Here is a 17,888-nt window from a genome sequence, read left to right as displayed (position 1 = left end):
GAGCCCCTCGGTCAGCGGGTAGACCGGGTCGATCCCCGACAGTTTCGCGAAGCCGGCCTCGTCAACGACGCGGTCGGGATGCACGATCTGCGGGATGCCGTCATACATCTGCAGAGTGCCCGAGACGTAGCGCTTGGTGCCGATCGGCAGCAGCTTCGCGACATAGTCGGGCTTGGCGCGAAAGAAGGTCAGCACGACGTCGCCAGTGTCGTCGCTTGCATAGACGAGGTACGGCGCGCGGGAATTGCGCGGCGGTGGTGGACGATGGCGGTCGACAGTGACCTCCAGCGTCACGATGGTTCCGGTCACGGCGTCGCGGATCTTCGGCCGCGCGCGGCGGTCGATCACGCTTGCCGGCAGATGCAGCAGCAGGTCGACCAGCCGCGGGGTCTCGTTGCGGCTGAGCAGATATCGCAACAGCTTGTCCTGCTTCGGTCCGACGCCGGAAAGCGTCGTGACCGGGGCAAACAAGGCATTGAGCAGGCTGGGGCGCATCAGGCGAATCTAGGACCGTTTCGCTTCGTCATGCCCGGCCTTGTGCCGGGCATCCACGTCTTTTTGTGGCCACGACGTCGATGGCCGGGTCAAGCCCGGCCATGACGAATTTGGGAGCCATGACTGTGACAACGCATGCTGACATCGACCATGTCAGTCGCTATATCAACCCCCGCCCGGCACGTCCGGGCTTTCGGCGTTGGATGGATTTTGGACATGACGGGATCGACACGATCGAGCAATGGTCTCGATGACCGCCGCAAGCGGCTTTTGTTTCGCTGTTGGCATCGCGGTACCCGGGAAATGGACCTGATCCTCGGCCGCTTCGCCGACGCGACGATTGCCGATCTGTCGGATCAGGAACTCGGCGAGCTCGAGCACCTGATCGACGTGCCCGACCCCGACCTCTATGCCGCGCTGACCGGCGACAAGGTGCTGCCGGCCGAATATGCGACCGCGCTGTTCGACCGCCTCAAGGCGTTTCGCGTTGCGGATTACGGCGCATGAAGCCGCCTGCCAAATCCCCGGCAGCCATGCTGGCAGCCGGCCGGGTGCTGACCATCGCCAATGTCGCGGAGGGCGCCGAGGGGCTGGTCATCTCGGATCTGGCGCGGGCGATCGCGGCGAAGCCGAAGCGATCGGCGGTGAGCCTTGCCGTGGTGTGCCGCGACGGCGCGCGGATGCAGCAGCTTGCCCGGGCGCTGGAGTTCTTCGCACCCGATATCGGCGTGATGCAGGTTCCAGCCTGGGACTGCCAACCCTACGACCGCGTCTCGCCGCATGCCGGCATCCTGGCGCAGCGGCTGACCGCGCTGGCAAAGCTGTCGCGACTGGTCGGCAGCGAAAAGCCGCTGATCGTGCTGACGACCGTGAACGCGGCTTTGCAGCGGGTGCCGGCGCGCGAACTGGTCGCTGCGCAGGCGCTGTCGGTCGCGCCCGGCAACGTCGTGCCGATGGATTCGGTCGTGGCCTGGCTCGAGCACAACGGCTACACCCGTTCCTCCACCGTGCGCGAGCCCGGCGAGTATGCCGTGCGCGGCGGCATCCTCGATCTGTATCCCGCCGGCCTCGATCAGCCGGTGCGCTTCGACTTCTTCGGAGACTCCCTGGAATCGATCCGCACCTTCGATTCCGAGACACAGCGCACGCACCTCGACATGCGCGGGCTCGATCTGGTGCCGGTCTCGGAATTCCAGCTCACGACGGAAACGATCCGCCGTTTCCGCATGGGTTATGTTGCGGCCTTCGGCGCGCCCGAACGCGACGACCAACTCTATGAAGCCGTCTCCGAGGGCCGCCGTCATCCCGGCATGGAGCACTGGCTGCCGCTGTTTCAGGAGCGGATGGACACGCTGTTCGACTATCTGGACGGCGCAACGATCGCGATCGAGCCGCAAGGCGAGGACGCGGCCCGGGAGCGCATCAAGCAGATCGTCGATTACTATGAGGCGCGCCGCGAGGCGCTGGAGCATCCGGGCGGCGGCGCGATCTACAAGCCGCTGCCGCCTGACAAGCTCTATCTGACCGAGACCGAATGGGCCAAGCTGCTGAGTGATGCGCCGGTGGCCCGGCTGACGCCATTCGCCGTGCCTGAAGGCGCGGGCGAGGTGTTCGATGCCGGCGCGCGGCAGGGCCGCAATTTCGCGCCGGAACGCGCCGACACCAACGTCAACGTGTTCGAGGCCGTCGTCGGCCATGTCGGGGCGCTGCAGTCGCAACGCAAGAAGGTGGTGATCTCGCTGTGGAGCGAGGGCTCGCGCGACCGCATGGGCGCGATGCTGCGCGACCACAAGCTGTTGAACCTGACCAGCGTCAACACCTGGCGGATCGTGCAGGCGACGCCGCGCAACGAGACCATGCTGGCCGTGCTCGGCATGGAGTCCGGCTTCGAGACCGACGAATTCGCCGTTATCAGCGAGCAGGACATCTTGGGCGACCGCCTGGTGCGGCCGCGCAAGGCGAGCCGGAAGCTCGACAATTTCATCTCGGAGGTGACGAGCCTCGCGACCGGCGATCTCGTCGTGCATGTCGAGCACGGCATCGGCCGATTCGTCGGCCTGCAGACGCTGGAGGTTTCCGGCGCGCCGCATGACTGTCTCGAGCTGCACTATGCGGCCGAGACCAAACTGTTCCTGCCGGTCGAAAACATCGAGCTGTTGTCGCGCTACGGCTCCGACAGCGCCAATGTCGAGCTCGACCGGCTCGGTGGCGGCGGTTGGCAGGCGCGCAAGGCCAAGCTGAAGAACCGCATCCGCGAGATCGCGGGCGAGTTGATCAAGATCGCGGCCGAGCGGCAGCTCCACGAGGCGCCGAAGTTCCCCCTGCAACCGCATGTCTATGACGAGTTCTGCGCGCGCTTCCCTTATGAGGAGACCGAGGACCAGCTGGGCGCCATCACCTCGACGCTGAAGGACCTCGAAATCGGCCGCCCGATGGACCGGCTGATCTGCGGTGACGTCGGCTTCGGCAAGACCGAGGTGGCATTGCGCGCAGCCTTTGCGGTCGCGCTGGAGGGCAGGCAGGTTGCGGTCGTGGTCCCGACCACGCTGCTGGCGCGGCAGCATTCAAGGACCTTCACCGAGCGCTTCCGCGGCTTCCCGGTGAATGTCGCGCAGGCCTCGCGGCTGGTCTCGACCAAGGAGCTCAACCAGGTCAAGAAGGGGATCGCCGACGGCGGCGTCGACATTGTGGTCGGCACCCATGCGCTGCTCGGCAAGACCATCAAGTTCAAGGACCTCGGCCTTCTCATCGTCGACGAGGAGCAGCATTTCGGCGTCAGCCACAAGGAGCGCCTGAAGCAACTTCGCGCCCAGGTGCATGTGCTGACGCTGTCGGCGACCCCGATCCCGCGCACGCTGCAACTGGCGCTGACCGGCGTCCGCGAACTCTCGATCATTGCTTCGCCCCCGGTCGACCGCCTTGCAGTCCGCACCTTCGTCGCACCGCACGATCCGCTGATGATCCGTGAGGCGCTGCTCCGCGAACGTTATCGCGGCGGGCAGGCGTTCTACGTGGTGCCGCGGATCGAGGACCTCGCCAGCGTCAAGGACTTCCTCGACAAGAACGTTCCGGAGATGAAGGTCGCGGTCGCGCACGGCCAGATGCCGCCGACCGTGATCGAGGACATCATGTCCGCGTTCTACGACGGCAAATACGACATCCTGCTGTCGACCACGATCGTCGAGTCCGGCCTCGACATCCCGAATGCCAACACGCTGATCGTGCACCGCGCCGACATGTTCGGCCTCGCGCAACTCTACCAGCTCCGCGGCCGCGTCGGCCGTTCCAAGCTGCGTGCCTATGCGTTGTTCACGCTGCCGGCGCAGCAGAAGATCACGGCACAGGCCGAGCGTCGCCTGAAGGTGCTGCAGTCGCTGGAGACGCTGGGCGCCGGTTTCCAGCTCGCCTCTCACGACCTCGACATACGCGGTGCCGGCAATCTGCTCGGCGAGGAGCAGTCGGGTCACATCAAGGAGGTCGGTTTCGAGCTGTACCAGTCGATGCTGGAGGAGGCGATCGTCAACCTCAAGGCCGGCGTCGCCGAGCCTGCCGCCGACCGCTGGTCGCCGCAGATCACGATCGGCATGCCGGTGCTGATCCCGGAGGATTACGTCAACGACCTCAGCGTGCGGCTGTCGCTGTACCGGCGGCTCGCCGATCTCGAGACCGACGAGGAGATCGACAATTTCGCCGCCGAGATGCGCGATCGTTTCGGCGTGCTGCCCGACGAGGTGCGCTATCTGTTCAAGGTCGCGGCGATCAAGGCGTATTGCCGGAGAGCCAATGTCGAGAAGGTCGATGCCGGGCCGAAGGGTGCCGTGATCACCTTCCGCGACAACGCCTTCGCCCATCCCGAGCGGCTGGTCGCGTTCATCCACCAGCACGGCCAGGCCGCGAAGGTCAGACCGGATATGAAGGTGGTGTTCTTCCAGGATTGGGAGACGCCGGAGGAGCGGCTCGCCGGCACCACCGAGATCCTGCGCCAGCTCGCCAACCTCGCGGAGAGCAAGAAGGCGGCGTGAGGGATCGCTGAACTCTCCACGCCGTCATTGCGAGGAGCTCGCGACAAAATTGCAAACAATTTTGCGCTGAAGCGACGAAGCAATCCACGCCTCCGTTTGCGCGGACGGATGGATTGCTTCGCTTCGCTCGCAATGACGATGGGCCGCGATCTCGGTCTTACGACGCCGCGCGTTCCTGCATTTGATTGAGGCGTCCGAGCAGTGACGTCGCAGTGTCGCCTGCGAGCAGCGTTGCAACATTGATGACGGGTTCGGCGCGGGCGTCGCGTCGTCCGTGGTGGGTATGGCGCATCACGCTGGCGAGCCGCCGCGTGATCGCATGGGCGTTGCGCAGGTCGGTCCCGGCGAACACCACGATGATCGACGTCGCGTCCAGCGCGGCGCCGAAGTCGGCCTGGCGCATCAGCTTGCTGATGATCCGCGCGCCATCGAATTGCGCACGGGGATGGGCGCTGTCGAAGTTGAAGCGCGCTACCGACAGCGTGCCGCCGCGCTCCGCGGTCTGGTAGACGGCGGTCGCGAAGTCACGTTCGAACGCCGTTTTGGTCAGCAGGCCGGTGCGGGCATCGATCAGGCCCTTGGCGTCGATGGCGCGCAGCATGCGGCTGAGCCGCGCCTCGTAGGCATGCTGCCGGATCATCGGCAGGGCGATATCAGCGATGCGCGACGGCCCGGCGGCGACAATCTCGAGATTGGGCAGATCGTAGCGCGGCGCGAGCTCGCCGGAGACCACGATCGCGGGAAGTGGACGGAAGCGGACGTCCTCGGTCAGCACCGTCAGGAATGCATCCATCACGCGCGGCGTAAATCCTTCGGCGAGGACGATGCCGTCGATGTCGCGGCTCGAGAGATGTTTGGCCGCGGCCTCGATGCTGAGGGCGCCGACCACTCCGGCGCGCTCTCCGAGCGCAACCGACAGCGCCGGATAGGCGGCGCCGCGCCCGATCAGCAGCGTGGTCGCTTCGCCTACGGGGTCGATGTCGGACATCGCGATCGGCGCCGGCGGCACTAGGCGCCGCATCACGGTCGCATGCAGAGCGCGCACGCGCAGGCACGCGTTCAGTCGCGCGATCAGGCGATCGGGCAGACTGCGCCGATGGAAGAAGGCAATCGCGGTATCGGGCAAGGTGGTCGCCGGATCGACGGCGATCAGCGGCAGATAGGGCGCGCGGGCGGCGGCGCGCTTGGCGAGCGTCGCGAGGGCCGGGTAGTCGACGCCCTCGGTCGCGGCGATGATGGCCGCCGGCTTCACCTGTTCGATGGCGCGCCCGGCCTCGCTCCAGTCGGTGACCAGCACCGGGAACAGTTTCGTCTCATCGAGGACGGCGGCCAAGGACGGCTTTGCCGTCGCCGACACGATGAGAACCGGACCTTGTTGGGACATGGGGAAAGCTCGGGACCGAAGCGCGGATAAACAACGGCCACGATGCTAGTTCGCCACGCTTAATGCAGCGTCAACGCAATCGCGAAAGTTGTATCTATGCTGAAGGCGTACGATCGCGAAATGCTTCAACCATCAAGGGGTTAAGCCCAAGTTCGGTCAACGCATCGCGAGCTCGCGCATTATCCTGGGCCCGTCCGGCGAGCTTATGACCGCTGAGGCGGTCCGGCAGCGCCGTCAAAAGCGCGCCCTGGCCGAGGCGGCGTGACCATTCCTGGAGCTCTTGGGCCAGGAACCGGTAGCCGCCGACCGTCATGACACCCGTCGGCGGCGCCGTGATGCTGACGGCGCCGGTCGCGCGATCGATCCGAGCTGCATATTCGGTATCGACGAAATCGCGGGCCGGCGCCGCGATCATGATCTCGCTCGGGGGTGGCGGCGCATAGGCGGCAACCGGCACCATGGGGCCGCGGAGCGCCAGCGTGCCCTTCGGCGTCAGCAGGATCTCGCCGGCGACCGAGGCGCCCGGCGCTTCGCGCGGCGTGCCGTGTGGGCCGATCTTGATCGGGGCCGGCAATCCGTCCTCCGCGCTGCGGCGGGCGCCGAACAGCCCGGCCTCGCCGAACACATAGACGTCGGTCAGGCTGACCTGCCGCGAGGTCCAATTTGCGCTGGAGGTGACCTGTTCGGGCGCGCGCCACAGACCGATGACGTTGCGCAGGCTCGGAAGGCGCTCCGCCAGGCCGCGCTCGTCAAGCCGTAGCGCGAGCTGCGCCGGAGCGATCAGGGTGTCGCAGGCGTGGTCGTTGAACTGCGTCTCGAGCACTTCTTCATCGAAGGGGTGATGCAGCACCAGCGTTCCGCCCGTCAGCAGCCAGGCGACCAGCGAGGCGCAGAGACCGGCAAATGACATTGGCGCGAAAGCCGACATGATGGTGGCGCCCTGCGCCAGGTCGCTCTCCAGCGACATCGCGAGCCCGCCGGCGATCAGGCTGTAATGCGCGCGTGGCACCGGGCGCGGTCCTTCGTTGGTGACGTCGAAGGAAATCAGCGCAGCCTTGCGGCCGTCCTGGATCACGTGACGCGAGGTCTGGGAGTCCTCCAGGATCGCCTCATCGAGCGAGGCCATGCCTTCGGGCAGACCGCTGCCGAAGCCGCAGACATGGCGGATCGAGAACGCTTCCGCCGCGGCGTTCATGGCGAGGTCGGCATAGGAGACGCCGTCGATCTTGCTGCAGGTGACGATCGAGCGCGCCGCGGTGCGGTTGAGCGCTGCGGTCAGCTCGGCCTGCCGCCACAACAGCGGCAGCGGCACCACCACCAGCCCGGCGCGATGGGCTGCCAGCACCGTCAACGCGAACTCGACGGTGGCGGGGAGCTGGACCGCGATCACGGTATTGGCCGGCAATCCGCTCTCGATGAAGTGGGCTGCGATCGCCGAGATCGCGCGATCGGCCTGGGCGTAGGTCAGGCGCTTGCGGGTCTGGCCGGTGATGCGCTGCTTGTTGAGCGGGTCGACCAGCGCCAGCGCCTCGGGATGCCGCACCAGGCTGCGCTTGAACAGCGTATCGAGCGTCGGCGAGGTGATCTGCTGGCTCACGGGTTCAACGTCGGTTGCAGGACTTGGATCGGATAACAAACGGATCGGATCAGGTCGTATCGCTTCGGGTCGATCACTTGGGGCCGGCCTTGTGCCACCAAGTCTCCGGCAGGTAGCCCGACAAGGCCGTGGTCGAAGGCCGTTCTATCCGATTCCAGCGCGCGATCCATTGCTCTCCGACGTCAAAGAGGGGGATAGCGTAGAAGCCGGACATCAGCGTCCGGTCCAGCGCCCGAACCGCCGAGACGAAAGCCGGCCGCTCCCGCGCCGCCAGCAGCGCCGCGATCATGGCGTCGATGGCCGGATCCTTGGCGCCCATGTAGTTCCTGGTTCCGGGGACGTCGGCGGCCTGGCTGCCCCAGTAGAACGCCTGCTCATTGCCGGGCGAAAGCGACTGGTCCCAGCGATTGGGGATCATGTCGAAATCATAGGCGAGCCTGCGCTGTTCGAACTGCACCGCGTCGACCACCCGCACCGAGACGTTGATCCCCGCGCGCTTCAGGTCGCGCTGATAGGCGAGTGCAATGCGCTCATGCTCGCGTGTCGTGACCAGAATCTCGAAGCTGAGCGGGGCGTGCGTCGCGCGCTGCTTCAGCACGGTGCCGTCGATCTCGTAGCCGGCCGCGGACAGCAGCGCGAGCGCGTCGCGAAGCACGGTGCGATCGCGCCCCGAACCGTCGGTGACCGGGAGGTGGTATCGTCCTTCGAGGATATCGGGCGGAATCTGTGCAAGGTACGGTTTCAGCAGCGCGCGCTCGCGATCGTCGGCGGGGCGGCCGTAGGCCGACAATTCCGATCCCGCGAAGAAGCCGCCGGAGCGCGAGTACAGCCCGAAGTAGTAGCTGCGGTTGATCCACTCGAAGTCGAACAGCATCATCAGCGCCCGGCGCACCCTGACGTCGGCGAATATCGGCCGCCTTGTGTTGAACACCAGAAACTCGGACGGGTGCGGAATGCCGATCTTGATCGTGTCGCGGATCACCTCGCCGTTGCGCGCCGCCGGGAAGTCGTAACCGTCGTGCCAGCGCAACGGCTCGTTCTCGCTCCGGAAGTCATAGAGGCCACGCTTGAAGGCCTCGAACAGGCCGTTGGCGTCGCGGTAGAAATCGAGCCTGATCTCGTCGAAGTTCCAGAGCCCGCGATTGATCGGCAAATCGCGACCCCAATAGTCGGGATTGCGGGTGAAGGTCACGCTGGTGCCGGGATTGACCGCGGAGATCCGGTAGGGACCGGAACCGATCAGAGGGGTCAGCGTCGTTTCCTCGAACTTCGCGGCGTCGATGGCGTGCCGCGGCAGGATCGGCATCAGGCCGAGGATCAGCGGCAGCTCACGATCGGCGACGCCGCCGAAATCGAACCGCACCGTGAGCGGGTCGAGCGCCTCGGCCTTTGCGACTTTCGAATAATACTGATGGAAGAGCGGGCGGCCGTGGTCCCGCAGCAGCGCAAGCGAGAACAGCACGTCGGCGGCCTGCACCGGCTGACCGTCCGAGAAGCGCGCACGCGGATCGATGTGGAAGGTGACGTAGCTCCTGTTATCATCGGTCTCGACGCTGCGCGCCAGCAGGCCGTACAGCGTGAAGGGCTCGTCATTGCCCCGGACCATCAGGCTCTCGTAGACGTAACCGCGCTCATACGCGTAGCCCCGGACCTGCTGCACGGGAACGCCCCTGACGATCAGCGGATTGAGGCTGTCGAAGGTGCCGATCAGGCCCTGCACGAGACGGCCGCCCTTGGGGGCGTCGGGATTGGCGTAGGGCAGGTGCGTGAAGTCGGGGGGCAACGCCGGCGCACCGTGCATTGCGATCGCGTAACTCTCGGTCGCCGCGGCGGGGGCAGGTTGCGTCGTCAGGACGGCCTGACCAAGGAGCAGGCAGAGGAACAGGCAGGCCAATGCGCGGCGTCCGAAGCGCCCGGGAACAGCTGCGTGAGGCGCCGGATTTGATTCGCGAAACGTCACGCCGGAGCTTTACCACAGGCGGCCGCAACTCGCCGTGACATCGGCGCAAATCGGTTGGTCGCCATTGATCTTTCCGCGCGCCGCTGTATTGAAAGCGTGCACTCGGTCCGGGCGGAAACGCCTGTCACGTATCCGCCTCAATTCACTAGGAGACAGCCGCCCCAAACGGCTAACTGTCGGCGCCTGCAGCGGTTTCGGGCGCTGCCGTTCAGAAAGGGTTTTCCGCAATGAATTTCCGTATCTTGGCCGCTTCGGTTCGGCCGCAGGGGCGAATTGTCGCCCTGATGGCGGCAACGGCACTGTCCGCAGCGCTCCTGGTTCCTGCCGCTCAGGCCCAGCAGCCGGCGGCTCCGAAGGCTGCGCCCAAGGCGGCACCCAAGGCAGCCCCGAAGGGCGCCCCGGCACCTGCGGCCCCGCAGCAGGCCGCCCCGCCGGCCGCCGGCGCTCAGCCGCCGCAGGATCAGCAAATTCAGCTCATCTATGCCCCCTGGACCAAGTTCTGCCTGAAGGGCCAGGAAGCCAACGCCAAGCAGGTCTGCTTCACCGGCAAGGACGGCCGCATCGAGTCGGGCCAGCCCGTCATCGCCGCCGTCGTCATCGAGCCGGAAGGCGAGCCGAAGAAGATCCTGCGCGTGACGCTGCCGCTCGGCATGCAGCTCGTTCACGGCACCCGCATCATCATCGACGGCAACCCGCCGCAGCAGGCGCCTTATGTGATCTGCTTCCAGAACGGCTGCATGTCGGACTATGAAGCGACGCCGGAGATGATCAACAACCTGAAGAAGGGCCAGAACCTCGTGGTTCAGGCGATCAACTCCAACGGCGCGCCGCTGACCCTGCCGCTGCCGCTGAACGGCGAGTTCGCCAAGGCCTATGACGGCCCGCCGACCGATCCGAAGCAGTTCGAGGAAAACCAGAAGAAGCTGCAGGAAGAGTTGCAGAAGCGCGCCGAAGAGCAGCGCAAGAAGCTCGAGGGTGCGGGCGCCGCCGCCCAGCCGGGAGCGCCGGCTCCAGCTCCTGCCAAGTAAGGCACGCGGACCATCGCAAAACAAAAGGCGCCCGAGCGGGCGCCTTTTTGGTTTCTACTTCGCGTCATTCAAGATGCGGCGCCATGCGATAACGTCTGGCTGATCGCGACCTGCTGCGCTGGTCGTTCCGTGCATCGTGTGCGATCTTTTGCGCGGGCATCGTTCGAGCGCGTCAGAGTCGCATGCGCGCATCGTTGCTGCCCGCCCGGGCGACCCCGGCATCGAAGCAAAATCACAGAATCTGTACGGGAGGCCAGACGAGAGCGCACACGCGCCTTCGCTGCGGCAACGCGTGCATGCGCGTTCCGCGAACCCTGGCCATGCCGAGCGGACGAGTGATGGCGCGATGCGGTCGGAGTTCATTCGGGCCGCGCATCCGTCCGCCATTCGCAGTCGTGGAATTCGTTCAATGTCCCAGCGTGGAAGCCAGCAGCAGCGGAAACCGCTCGACCGCCCGGTGAGCCCGCCGCCTCATCGGGCTTCGCCTGACGCCAGTGCTGGGGTGAAGCAGGACAACGCCGTCGGGGCGTTCCATCCGGGCATCGTGCATTTCGCGCTGGCGATGGGCGGTTTCGCCATCGGCATCACGGAATTCGCAACGATGAGCCTGCTGCCGTTCTTCGCCCGCGATCTGCATATCAGCGCGCCCGAGGCGGGCGACGCCATCAGCGCCTACGCCCTTGGCGTCGTGGTCGGCGCGCCCGTGATCGCCGTGCTCTCGGCGCGGGTCGCGCGGCGGACGCTGCTGATCGGGTTGATGCTGTTCTTCGCGCTGATGAACGGGCTCTCGGGCCTCGCGCCCGACTATCACACCATGCTGGCGCTGCGCTTCCTGGCAGGATTGCCGCACGGCGCCTATTTCGGGATCGCCATGCTGGTCGCTGCCTCGCTCGTCCCGCTGGATAAGCGCACCGGCGCGGTGGGCCGCGTGCTGCTCGGCCTGACCATCGCAACGACCATCGGCGTCCCGCTGGCGAATGGAGTGGGACAGGCGATCGGCTGGCGCTGGGCGTTCGCGATCGTCGCGGGCCTCGCGCTCCTGACCGCCATCCTGGTCCTGATCTTCGCGCCGCGCGATGTCGCCGACACCAAGGCGAGCCCGCTGCGCGAACTCTCCGCGCTCGGACGCAAGCATGTCTGGCTGACGCTTGCGATCGGCGCGATCGGCTTCGGCGGGCTGTTCTCCGTCTACACCTATCTCGCATCGGCCATGCTGGAGGTGACGCACGTGTCGCCCGCGCTGGTGCCGGTCGCGCTGTGCGTGTTCGGCGCCGGGCTAACGGCGGGCAACATCATCGTGCCGCGCTTCGCCGACCGTGCGTTGATGGCGACCGCCGGCGGGCTGTTGCTATGGTCGGCGGCGACGCTCGCGCTCTATCCGCTGGCGGCGACGAATTTCTGGACGCTGATCATCGACGTGCTGCTGATCGGACTCGGCGGGGCGCTCGCCACCGTGCTGCAGACCCGGCTGATGGACGTGGCGGGCGAAGCGCAGGGCCTCGCTGCCGCGCTCAACCATTCCGCCTTCAACGTCGCCAATGCGCTGGGGCCGTGGCTCGGCGGAATGGCGGTTGCCGCGGGCTATGGCTGGACGTCGACCGGCGTCGTCGGCGCGGGATTGGCGCTGGCCGGCTTCGTCGTCTGGGCGGTCGCGGCGGCGCTGGCCGCGCAGGACAAGGTTTAGGCGACCGCGCTCACGGCACGTCGGCGTCGTGAAGCTTGAGCGGAATGGGATGATCAGTTCAGCGACGGGTTGCGCGGGCGGTAGCCGCCGGACTTGTCCTTGATGAAGATCTCCGCAACCTGGGAATGCCGGATCGGCTCGTCGGAATCGTCGGGCAGCAGGTTCTGTTCGGAGACGTAGGCGACGTACTCGGACTCCGAGTTCTCCGCGAGCAGGTGGTAGAACGGCTGGTCCTTGTGCGGGCGGACGTCCTCGGGAATCGACAGCCACCATTCCTCGGTGTTGTTGAACTCCGGATCGATGTCGAAGATCACGCCCCGGAACGAGAACACCCGGTGACGGACGATCTGTCCGATCTGAAACTTGGCGGTGCGCGCTTTGATCATGCTTCGTCGATAGACCATCATTGTGGCCGATGCTAGGGGCAAGAAAGCTGATTTAACCCGTGGTTTACCGATTCTAGCCGGGTGCAACCGACAGGGAATACCGCCAAGAATCTACTTTCAGAATAATCGATATCCTCAATCGGGCGCTGCCGTATTTCTGCCTGATCTTCATCGGTTGGGACGCTTTGCCTAACGCCGCCACGATGGTGCCAGCCCCTCGCGCATTGCGAGCCGCCGCAGCGGGCCGACCGCTCCGATCAGGTGCAGACCGGCGGCGCGCAGGGTTTGAACTCCCACGAAGTCGCTGAGCAGCGAACGGTTGGCGAGGTCGATCGCCCAGGTCCGGCTGGCGACGTCGGGGCGCCGCGCCGTCTCGTAGCGCGACAGCACTAGCGACGCGCCCGGATCGTCGCCGTGCGCGATTGCCTGGCCCGCGATCTCGGCGATATCGGCCGCGTCGCGCAGTCCCATGTTGAGACCCTGCGCACCGATCGGCGGCAGCACGTGCGCGGCTTCGCCGACCAGTGCGATACGGTCTTTCGCGAATTGCCGGGGCCGCTCGAAGGCGAGCGGGAACACATGACGGCCGGGCTCGACCTGGACGCGGCCGAGGATGGAATGGGATTGCTTCTCCGTCGCCGCGGACAGTTCGTCGTCGCCAAGCGCCTTCAGCCGCTCGGCCTCCTTGGGCGCGCTGACCCAGACCACGCTGCTTCGGTTGCCGCCAAGCGGCACGAACACGCAGGGGCCGTGTTCGGTATGAAACTCGGTCGAGCTGTTCCGGTGCGGCCTTGAATGCGTGATGTTGAAGGTGAGGGCGGACTGGCCGAGGGGGCGGCTTACGACCTCGATGCCGGCGGCCTCGCGGGACAGCGAATTGCGCCCATCGGCGCCGACCACGAGCCGAGCTGACAGTGACTGGCCCAGCCGGGTCCGCACCTCGACCGCGGCGTCGCCAAGGTGGATCGAAGCCGCCTCATCGTCGAACCGCGTCAGCGTCGCGAGCTCGCCGGCGCGCTCCTCGAGCGCTGCGACCAGCGAGCGATTGTCGATGTTGAACCCGAACTGCTCGCGCCCGATCTCCCCGGAGGAGAAGCGCACTTCGGGTGCACGGATCAGGCGGCCGGTGTCGTCGACGAGGCGCATGGTCTTCAGCGCGGCGGCTTTGTCGGCACAGCGCCGCCAGACGTCCAGCCGTTCCAGGAGATCGGTCGAGGCCCCCAACAGCGCGGTGGTGCGGTTGTCGGCATAGGGTGCGCGCCGCGCCAGAAGCGCGGTCTTCGCGCCGGCATCGGCCAGGGCGATTGCAGCCGTCAATCCGGCCGGGCCGCCGCCTATTACGATAACGTCATAAACCTGCAGATCGTCGGTCATGTCAGGACAAATGACATGGTTCGCCCGATTTTCAAGCGGTCGCTAGCCAGCAAAAATTTCCCGCGCCCTACGCGGCGGAACGACGCAAGAGTGCATATGCAAACCGGGCCGATTCCTGATAGCACTGCGGCCAAATGGACCAGACCAGCCAGCCGGACGCGTTGCCGGAACGGAAGCGGACCGCCGCATTTTCCGTTCATATCTTCACGGCGCTGGGCGCGGGGATCGCGCTGCTGGCGATGCTGGAAGCCGTGCGCGAGCACTGGGCCAGCATGTTCGGCTGGCTCGGCGTAGCGCTGGTCATCGACGGCATCGACGGCCCGCTGGCGCGCAAGCTCGACGTGGTGCGGCTGCAGCCGAACTGGTCGGGCGAGGTGCTCGACCTGGTGGTTGATTTCGTCACCTATGTGTTCGTGCCCGCCTACGCAATCACGGCGAGCGGCATGCTGCTGCCGCTGGCCGCGCCGATCCTCGGCATCGGCATCGTGGTCTCCAGCGCGCTCTATTTCGCCGATCGCCGGATGAAGTCCGACGACAATCATTTCCGCGGCTTTCCGGCGCTGTGGAATGCCGCGGCGTTCTATCTGTTCCTGCTGCACCTGCCGCCGGTGATCTCGACGCTCGTGGTCGCGATCCTGATCGCGCTGACCTTCGCGCCGTTTCACGTGCTGCACCCGTTGCGCGTGGTGCGGCTGCGCTGGCTGACGCTTGGGCTGCTCGCCGCCTGGACGCTGCTCGCCATGTATACGGTGGCGAACGACTTCATGGTCGGAGCATCGGTGACCTTCGCCCTCTGCGCCATCGCCGCCTACATCGTCGGCAGCGACACCGTGATCCGCCGGATGAGGGCATTCAGGGAATGATGGAATTGATCGCGAGCCCCGAGGCCTGGGCTGCGCTGCTGACGTTGACTGCGCTGGAAATCGTGCTCGGCATCGACAACGTGATCTTCCTGTCGGTGCTGGTCTCGCGTATTCCGCAGCCGCAGGCCAGTCGCGCGCGGCAGATCGGCCTGCTGCTGGCGCTGGTGTTCCGCATCATCCTGCTCAGCATCCTGGTGTGGCTGATCGGGCTGACGCAGCCCGTGATTACCATCAAGGACGTCGCACTGTCCTGGCGCGATATCATCCTGATCGGCGGCGGCCTGTTCCTGATCGCCAAGGCGACCCACGAGATCCACGGCGAGGTCGAGGCGCGCGACGCCGACGAGAAGAGCAAGCCGAGCGCCAACGCGTTCTTCTGGGTGATCGTGCAGATCATCATCGTCGATCTGGTTTTCTCGCTGGATTCGATCATCACCGCGATCGGCATGGCGCAGGATCTCGAGATCATGATCGCGGCGGTCGTGATCGCCTGTCTCATCATGTACATCTCGTCTGGCCCGGTGGCGCGATTTGTCGCAGAGCACCCGACCACCAAGATGCTGGCGCTTGCATTCCTGGTGCTGATCGGCGTGGCGCTGGTGGCCGACGGATTCAAATTCCACATCCCGCGCGGCTACATCTATTTCGCAATTGCGTTCTCGGCCGCGGTCGAAATGTTCAACGTGCTGGCCAGGCGCAACCGCAAGAAGGCGGCGGGATAGGCCGGTTTCGGACGGCTCGGTTGACAAGACGGCCCTGATGGCATTCGCTCGCCTCACTTGAGATAAGGGAGCGATCGACATGACCAAGGCTGTACGGGTGCACAAGGTAGGGGGCCCGGAAGTCCTGACTTATGAGGATGTCGAGGTGCCCGCACCCGGCACGGGCGAGGTGCGCATCCGGCAGCACGCGGTCGGCCTCAACTTCATCGACGTCTACTTCCGCACCGGCCTCTACAAGGCGCCCGGCCTGCCGTTCATCGCCGGCAACGAGGCGTCCGGCGAGGTCGTGGCCGTCGGCCCCGGGGTGACCAATTTCCATCCTGGCGACCGCGTCGCCTATTACTACAACCTCGGCGGCTATGCCTCCGAGCGCGTCATCCCGGCCGACAAGCTGGTCAAGCTGCCCGACCATATCACCTACGAGCAGGGCGCCGTGCTGATGCTCAAAGGCCTGACGGTCTGGTACCTGCTGCACAAGACTTTCAAGGTCGAGCCCGGCCATCGCGTGCTGATCCACGCCGCAGCCGGCGGCATCGGGCTGCTCGCCTCCCAATGGGCCCACGCGCTCGGCGCGCATGTCATCGGCACCGTCGGCTCGAAAGCGAAGGCCGATCTCGCCCTCGCCAATGGCTGCGACCACGTCATCCTCTACAACGAGGAAAATTTCGTCGAACGCGTCAAGCAGATCAGCCGCGGAGAGCTGTGCGACGTCGTCTATGACGGCGTCGGCAAGACCACGTTCCCGGGGTCGCTGTCGTGCCTGCGGGCGCGCGGCCTGTTCGTCTCGTTCGGCAACGCCTCCGGTCCGGTGCCGCCGTTCCCGCTCGCCGAGCTCAACAACCACGGCTCGCTGTTCGCGACACGGCCGAAGCTCAACGACTATGTCGGCACCCGCAAGGAATTGCTCGAAGGCGCCGACACGCTGTTCGCCGCCGTCATCAACGGCAAGCTGCACGTGCCGATCAATCACGCCTACGCGCTGAAGGACGTCGCGAAGGCGCATATCGACCTGGAGAGCCGCGCGACCACCGGAGCGGCGATCCTGAGGCCGTAGCAGCATTCACCGTCATTGCGAGCGAAGCGAAGCAATCCATCTATCCGCATGTGCGGCGCGAATGGATTGCTTCGTCGCTTCGCTCCTCGCAATGACGGGTGTGGAGGAGCTTATGCCACCCGCCTTGCAGCACCCACCTTCGTCAGCACCGTATCCAGGCAATCAATCATCGCAAGAATCTCCTCGCGCGTGACGTTGAGTGCCGGTATGAAGCGCAGCGTGTCGGGTTGCGGCGAGTTGACCAGCACGCCGGCTGCGAAGGCCTGCGCAACGATGGCAGCGCCGATCGGCATCTTGAGGTCGAGCGCGAGCAGGAGGCCGCGGCCCCTGATGTCACCGAGCCCGTGCCGCGACGACAGCCGCTGCAGTTCGCTCTCGAGGAACAAGCCGGTATCGGCAACCGATTTCAGGAAATCGGGCTGGCCGATCTGCGCCAGCACCGCAAGGCCGGCGGCGCACATCAACGGATTGCCGTTGAACGTGCCGCCCTGATCGCCGTGATCGAAGCATGACGCGTGCTCGGTTGCGAGCAGGGCAGCGAGCGGAACGCCGCCGCCGATGCCTTTGCCGAGCGTCATGATGTCAGGCTCGATCCCGGCATGCTCATAGGCGAACAGCTTTCCGGTCCGGCCCATGCCGGTCTGGATCTCGTCGACGATCAGGAGCAGGCCGCGCTGCTGCGTGAGCGCCCGCAACTCCTTCAGGAATTCGTCGGTCGCGGGCCACACGCCGGCTTCGCCCTGGATCGGCTCCAGCATCACTGCGACCGTCGACGCCGAGATCAGTCGCCGGACCGACTCGATATCGTTCAGCTTGGCCTTCGGGAAGCCCGGGACCTTGGGCTCGAACAGCGGCTCGAACGCTTTCTTGCCCGACGCCGACATCGTCGCGAGCGTCCGGCCGTGGAAGCCACCCTCGAAGGTGATGATCTCGTGGGCGCCGTTCTTGTACTTGGCGCCGAACTTGCGCGCGAGCTTGATCGCGCCCTCATTGGCTTCCGCACCTGAATTGGCGAAGAACACCTGATCGAAGCAGCTCTGCTCGACCAGCGCCTTGGCCAGTTGAAGGCTGGGGCCATTGAAGAAAGCGGGACTTGGCGTCAAGAGCCGCTTGGCCTGCGCGGCCAGCGCCTCCGCAACCACGGTCGGCGCGTGGCCGAGCGGATTGACGGCCCAGCCCTGCACGAAATCGAGATAGCGGTTGCGGTTGTCGTCCCACAAATACGAGCCCGCACCGCGCACGAACACGACCTCGGGACGGGCGGTGATGTCCATCAGCGCATCGAACGGATGGGTGGCGTTGGTCATGTCGATCTCCTC

At 65.9% G+C, this 17,888-nt stretch carries 14 protein-coding genes; 7 read left to right on the top strand and 7 right to left on the bottom strand.

What is annotated here, in order from left to right; all coding sequences use genetic code 11:
* Positions 1 to 495, bottom strand: a 495-nt coding sequence (locus AS156_RS06445; protein ID WP_347336613.1) for an OB-fold nucleic acid binding domain-containing protein, incomplete at its 3' end; no start/stop codon positions are given.
* Positions 496 to 711: 216 nt separating this feature from the next.
* Here AS156_RS06445 and AS156_RS06440 point away from each other — a divergent pair.
* The gene (locus AS156_RS06440) at positions 712 to 1,002 is read left to right on the top strand and encodes an FAD assembly factor SdhE (protein WP_066501508.1); all 291 of its coding nucleotides are present in this window, start codon (positions 712 to 714) and stop codon (positions 1,000 to 1,002) included.
* Positions 999 to 4,517, top strand: a complete 3,519-nt coding sequence (gene mfd / locus AS156_RS06435; RefSeq protein ID WP_066501504.1) for a transcription-repair coupling factor — start codon at positions 999 to 1,001, stop codon at positions 4,515 to 4,517. The genes AS156_RS06440 and mfd overlap by 4 nt, the downstream gene beginning before the upstream one ends.
* 157 nt (positions 4,518 to 4,674) lie before the next feature.
* Here the strand turns inward: mfd and AS156_RS06430 are convergent, their stop codons facing one another.
* The 3 genes from AS156_RS06430 to AS156_RS06420 all read right to left on the bottom strand — a co-directional run bounded on the left by AS156_RS06430 (position 4,675) and on the right by AS156_RS06420 (position 9,299).
* Positions 4,675 to 5,901: a hypothetical protein gene (locus tag AS156_RS06430; protein ID WP_066501500.1), complete on the bottom strand. Its 1,227-nt coding sequence runs from the start codon at positions 5,899 to 5,901 to the stop codon at positions 4,675 to 4,677.
* A gap of 94 nt (positions 5,902 to 5,995) precedes the next feature.
* Positions 5,996 to 7,498 (bottom strand): AMP-binding protein, encoded by a 1,503-nt coding sequence (locus AS156_RS06425; protein WP_066501498.1) that lies wholly within the window; start codon positions 7,496 to 7,498, stop codon positions 5,996 to 5,998.
* A 73-nt stretch (positions 7,499 to 7,571) separates the two neighbouring features.
* Positions 7,572 to 9,299, bottom strand: coding sequence for an extracellular solute-binding protein (locus AS156_RS06420; protein WP_136626054.1), 1,728 nt, complete (start codon positions 9,297 to 9,299; stop codon positions 7,572 to 7,574).
* A gap of 386 nt (positions 9,300 to 9,685) precedes the next feature.
* Here AS156_RS06420 and AS156_RS06415 point away from each other — a divergent pair, with 386 nt between their 5' ends.
* Together AS156_RS06415 and AS156_RS06410 are read left to right on the top strand one after the other, a co-directional pair.
* Positions 9,686 to 10,486: an invasion associated locus B family protein gene (locus AS156_RS06415; RefSeq protein ID WP_066501495.1), complete on the top strand. Its 801-nt coding sequence runs from the start codon at positions 9,686 to 9,688 to the stop codon at positions 10,484 to 10,486.
* Between the two features lie 409 nt (positions 10,487 to 10,895).
* Positions 10,896 to 12,170, top strand: a complete 1,275-nt coding sequence (locus tag AS156_RS06410) for an MFS transporter (protein ID WP_082747363.1) — start codon at positions 10,896 to 10,898, stop codon at positions 12,168 to 12,170.
* A gap of 53 nt (positions 12,171 to 12,223) precedes the next feature.
* Here AS156_RS06410 and hspQ read toward each other — a convergent pair whose 3' ends face one another.
* Positions 12,224 to 12,556 carry a heat shock protein HspQ gene (gene hspQ / locus AS156_RS06405; protein ID WP_066501569.1) on the bottom strand — a complete coding sequence of 111 codons (333 nt, stop codon included), beginning with the start codon at positions 12,554 to 12,556 and terminating at the stop codon, positions 12,224 to 12,226.
* 189 nt (positions 12,557 to 12,745) lie between these two features.
* A complete protein-coding gene (locus AS156_RS06400; RefSeq protein ID WP_066501492.1) occupies positions 12,746 to 13,930 on the bottom strand; it encodes a UbiH/UbiF family hydroxylase in 1,185 nt (394 codons plus the stop codon).
* 134 nt (positions 13,931 to 14,064) lie between these two features.
* Between AS156_RS06400 and pcsA the strand changes: the two genes are divergently transcribed.
* The 3 genes from pcsA (at position 14,065) to AS156_RS06385 (ending at position 16,569) form a co-directional block, all read left to right on the top strand.
* Entirely contained in the window at positions 14,065 to 14,793 is a 729-nt protein-coding gene (pcsA, locus tag AS156_RS06395) for a phosphatidylcholine synthase (RefSeq protein ID WP_066501490.1), read from the top strand.
* Positions 14,790 to 15,515 (top strand): TerC family protein, encoded by a 726-nt coding sequence (locus AS156_RS06390; protein WP_066501488.1) that lies wholly within the window; start codon positions 14,790 to 14,792, stop codon positions 15,513 to 15,515. The genes pcsA and AS156_RS06390 overlap by 4 nt, the downstream gene beginning before the upstream one ends.
* Positions 15,516 to 15,594: 79 nt before the next feature.
* Positions 15,595 to 16,569: a quinone oxidoreductase family protein gene (locus AS156_RS06385; protein WP_066501486.1), complete on the top strand. Its 975-nt coding sequence runs from the start codon at positions 15,595 to 15,597 to the stop codon at positions 16,567 to 16,569.
* Between the two features lie 110 nt (positions 16,570 to 16,679).
* Here the strand turns inward: AS156_RS06385 and AS156_RS06380 are convergent, their stop codons facing one another.
* The gene (locus AS156_RS06380; protein ID WP_066501485.1) at positions 16,680 to 17,876 is read right to left on the bottom strand and encodes an acetylornithine transaminase; all 1,197 of its coding nucleotides are present in this window, start codon (positions 17,874 to 17,876) and stop codon (positions 16,680 to 16,682) included.
* Between the last annotated feature and the right edge of the window lie 12 nt (positions 17,877 to 17,888).

It is taken from the genome of Bradyrhizobium macuxiense (genome assembly GCF_001542415.1).
Lineage (GTDB): Bacteria > Pseudomonadota > Alphaproteobacteria > Rhizobiales > Xanthobacteraceae > Bradyrhizobium > Bradyrhizobium macuxiense.
Note: the sequence above shows the minus strand (reverse complement) of the source record. Positions and strands in the feature narration are given on the sequence as shown.

Coding starts and splice junctions, on each gene's coding strand:
- AS156_RS06440 (WP_066501508.1), top strand. CDS start 712: ATGACGGGATCGACACGATCGAGCAATGGTCTCGATGACCGCCGCAAG.
- mfd (WP_066501504.1), top strand. CDS start 999: ATGAAGCCGCCTGCCAAATCCCCGGCAGCCATGCTGGCAGCCGGCCGG.
- AS156_RS06430 (WP_066501500.1), bottom strand. CDS start 5,901: ATGTCCCAACAAGGTCCGGTTCTCATCGTGTCGGCGACGGCAAAGCCG.
- AS156_RS06420 (WP_136626054.1), bottom strand. CDS start 9,299: ATGCACGGTGCGCCGGCGTTGCCCCCCGACTTCACGCACCTGCCCTAC.
- AS156_RS06415 (WP_066501495.1), top strand. CDS start 9,686: ATGAATTTCCGTATCTTGGCCGCTTCGGTTCGGCCGCAGGGGCGAATT.
- AS156_RS06410 (WP_082747363.1), top strand. CDS start 10,896: ATGTCCCAGCGTGGAAGCCAGCAGCAGCGGAAACCGCTCGACCGCCCG.
- hspQ (WP_066501569.1), bottom strand. CDS start 12,556: ATGATCAAAGCGCGCACCGCCAAGTTTCAGATCGGACAGATCGTCCGT.
- AS156_RS06400 (WP_066501492.1), bottom strand. CDS start 13,930: ATGACCGACGATCTGCAGGTTTATGACGTTATCGTAATAGGCGGCGGC.
- pcsA (WP_066501490.1), top strand. CDS start 14,065: ATGGACCAGACCAGCCAGCCGGACGCGTTGCCGGAACGGAAGCGGACC.
- AS156_RS06390 (WP_066501488.1), top strand. CDS start 14,790: ATGATGGAATTGATCGCGAGCCCCGAGGCCTGGGCTGCGCTGCTGACG.
- AS156_RS06385 (WP_066501486.1), top strand. CDS start 15,595: ATGACCAAGGCTGTACGGGTGCACAAGGTAGGGGGCCCGGAAGTCCTG.
- AS156_RS06380 (WP_066501485.1), bottom strand. CDS start 17,876: ATGACCAACGCCACCCATCCGTTCGATGCGCTGATGGACATCACCGCC.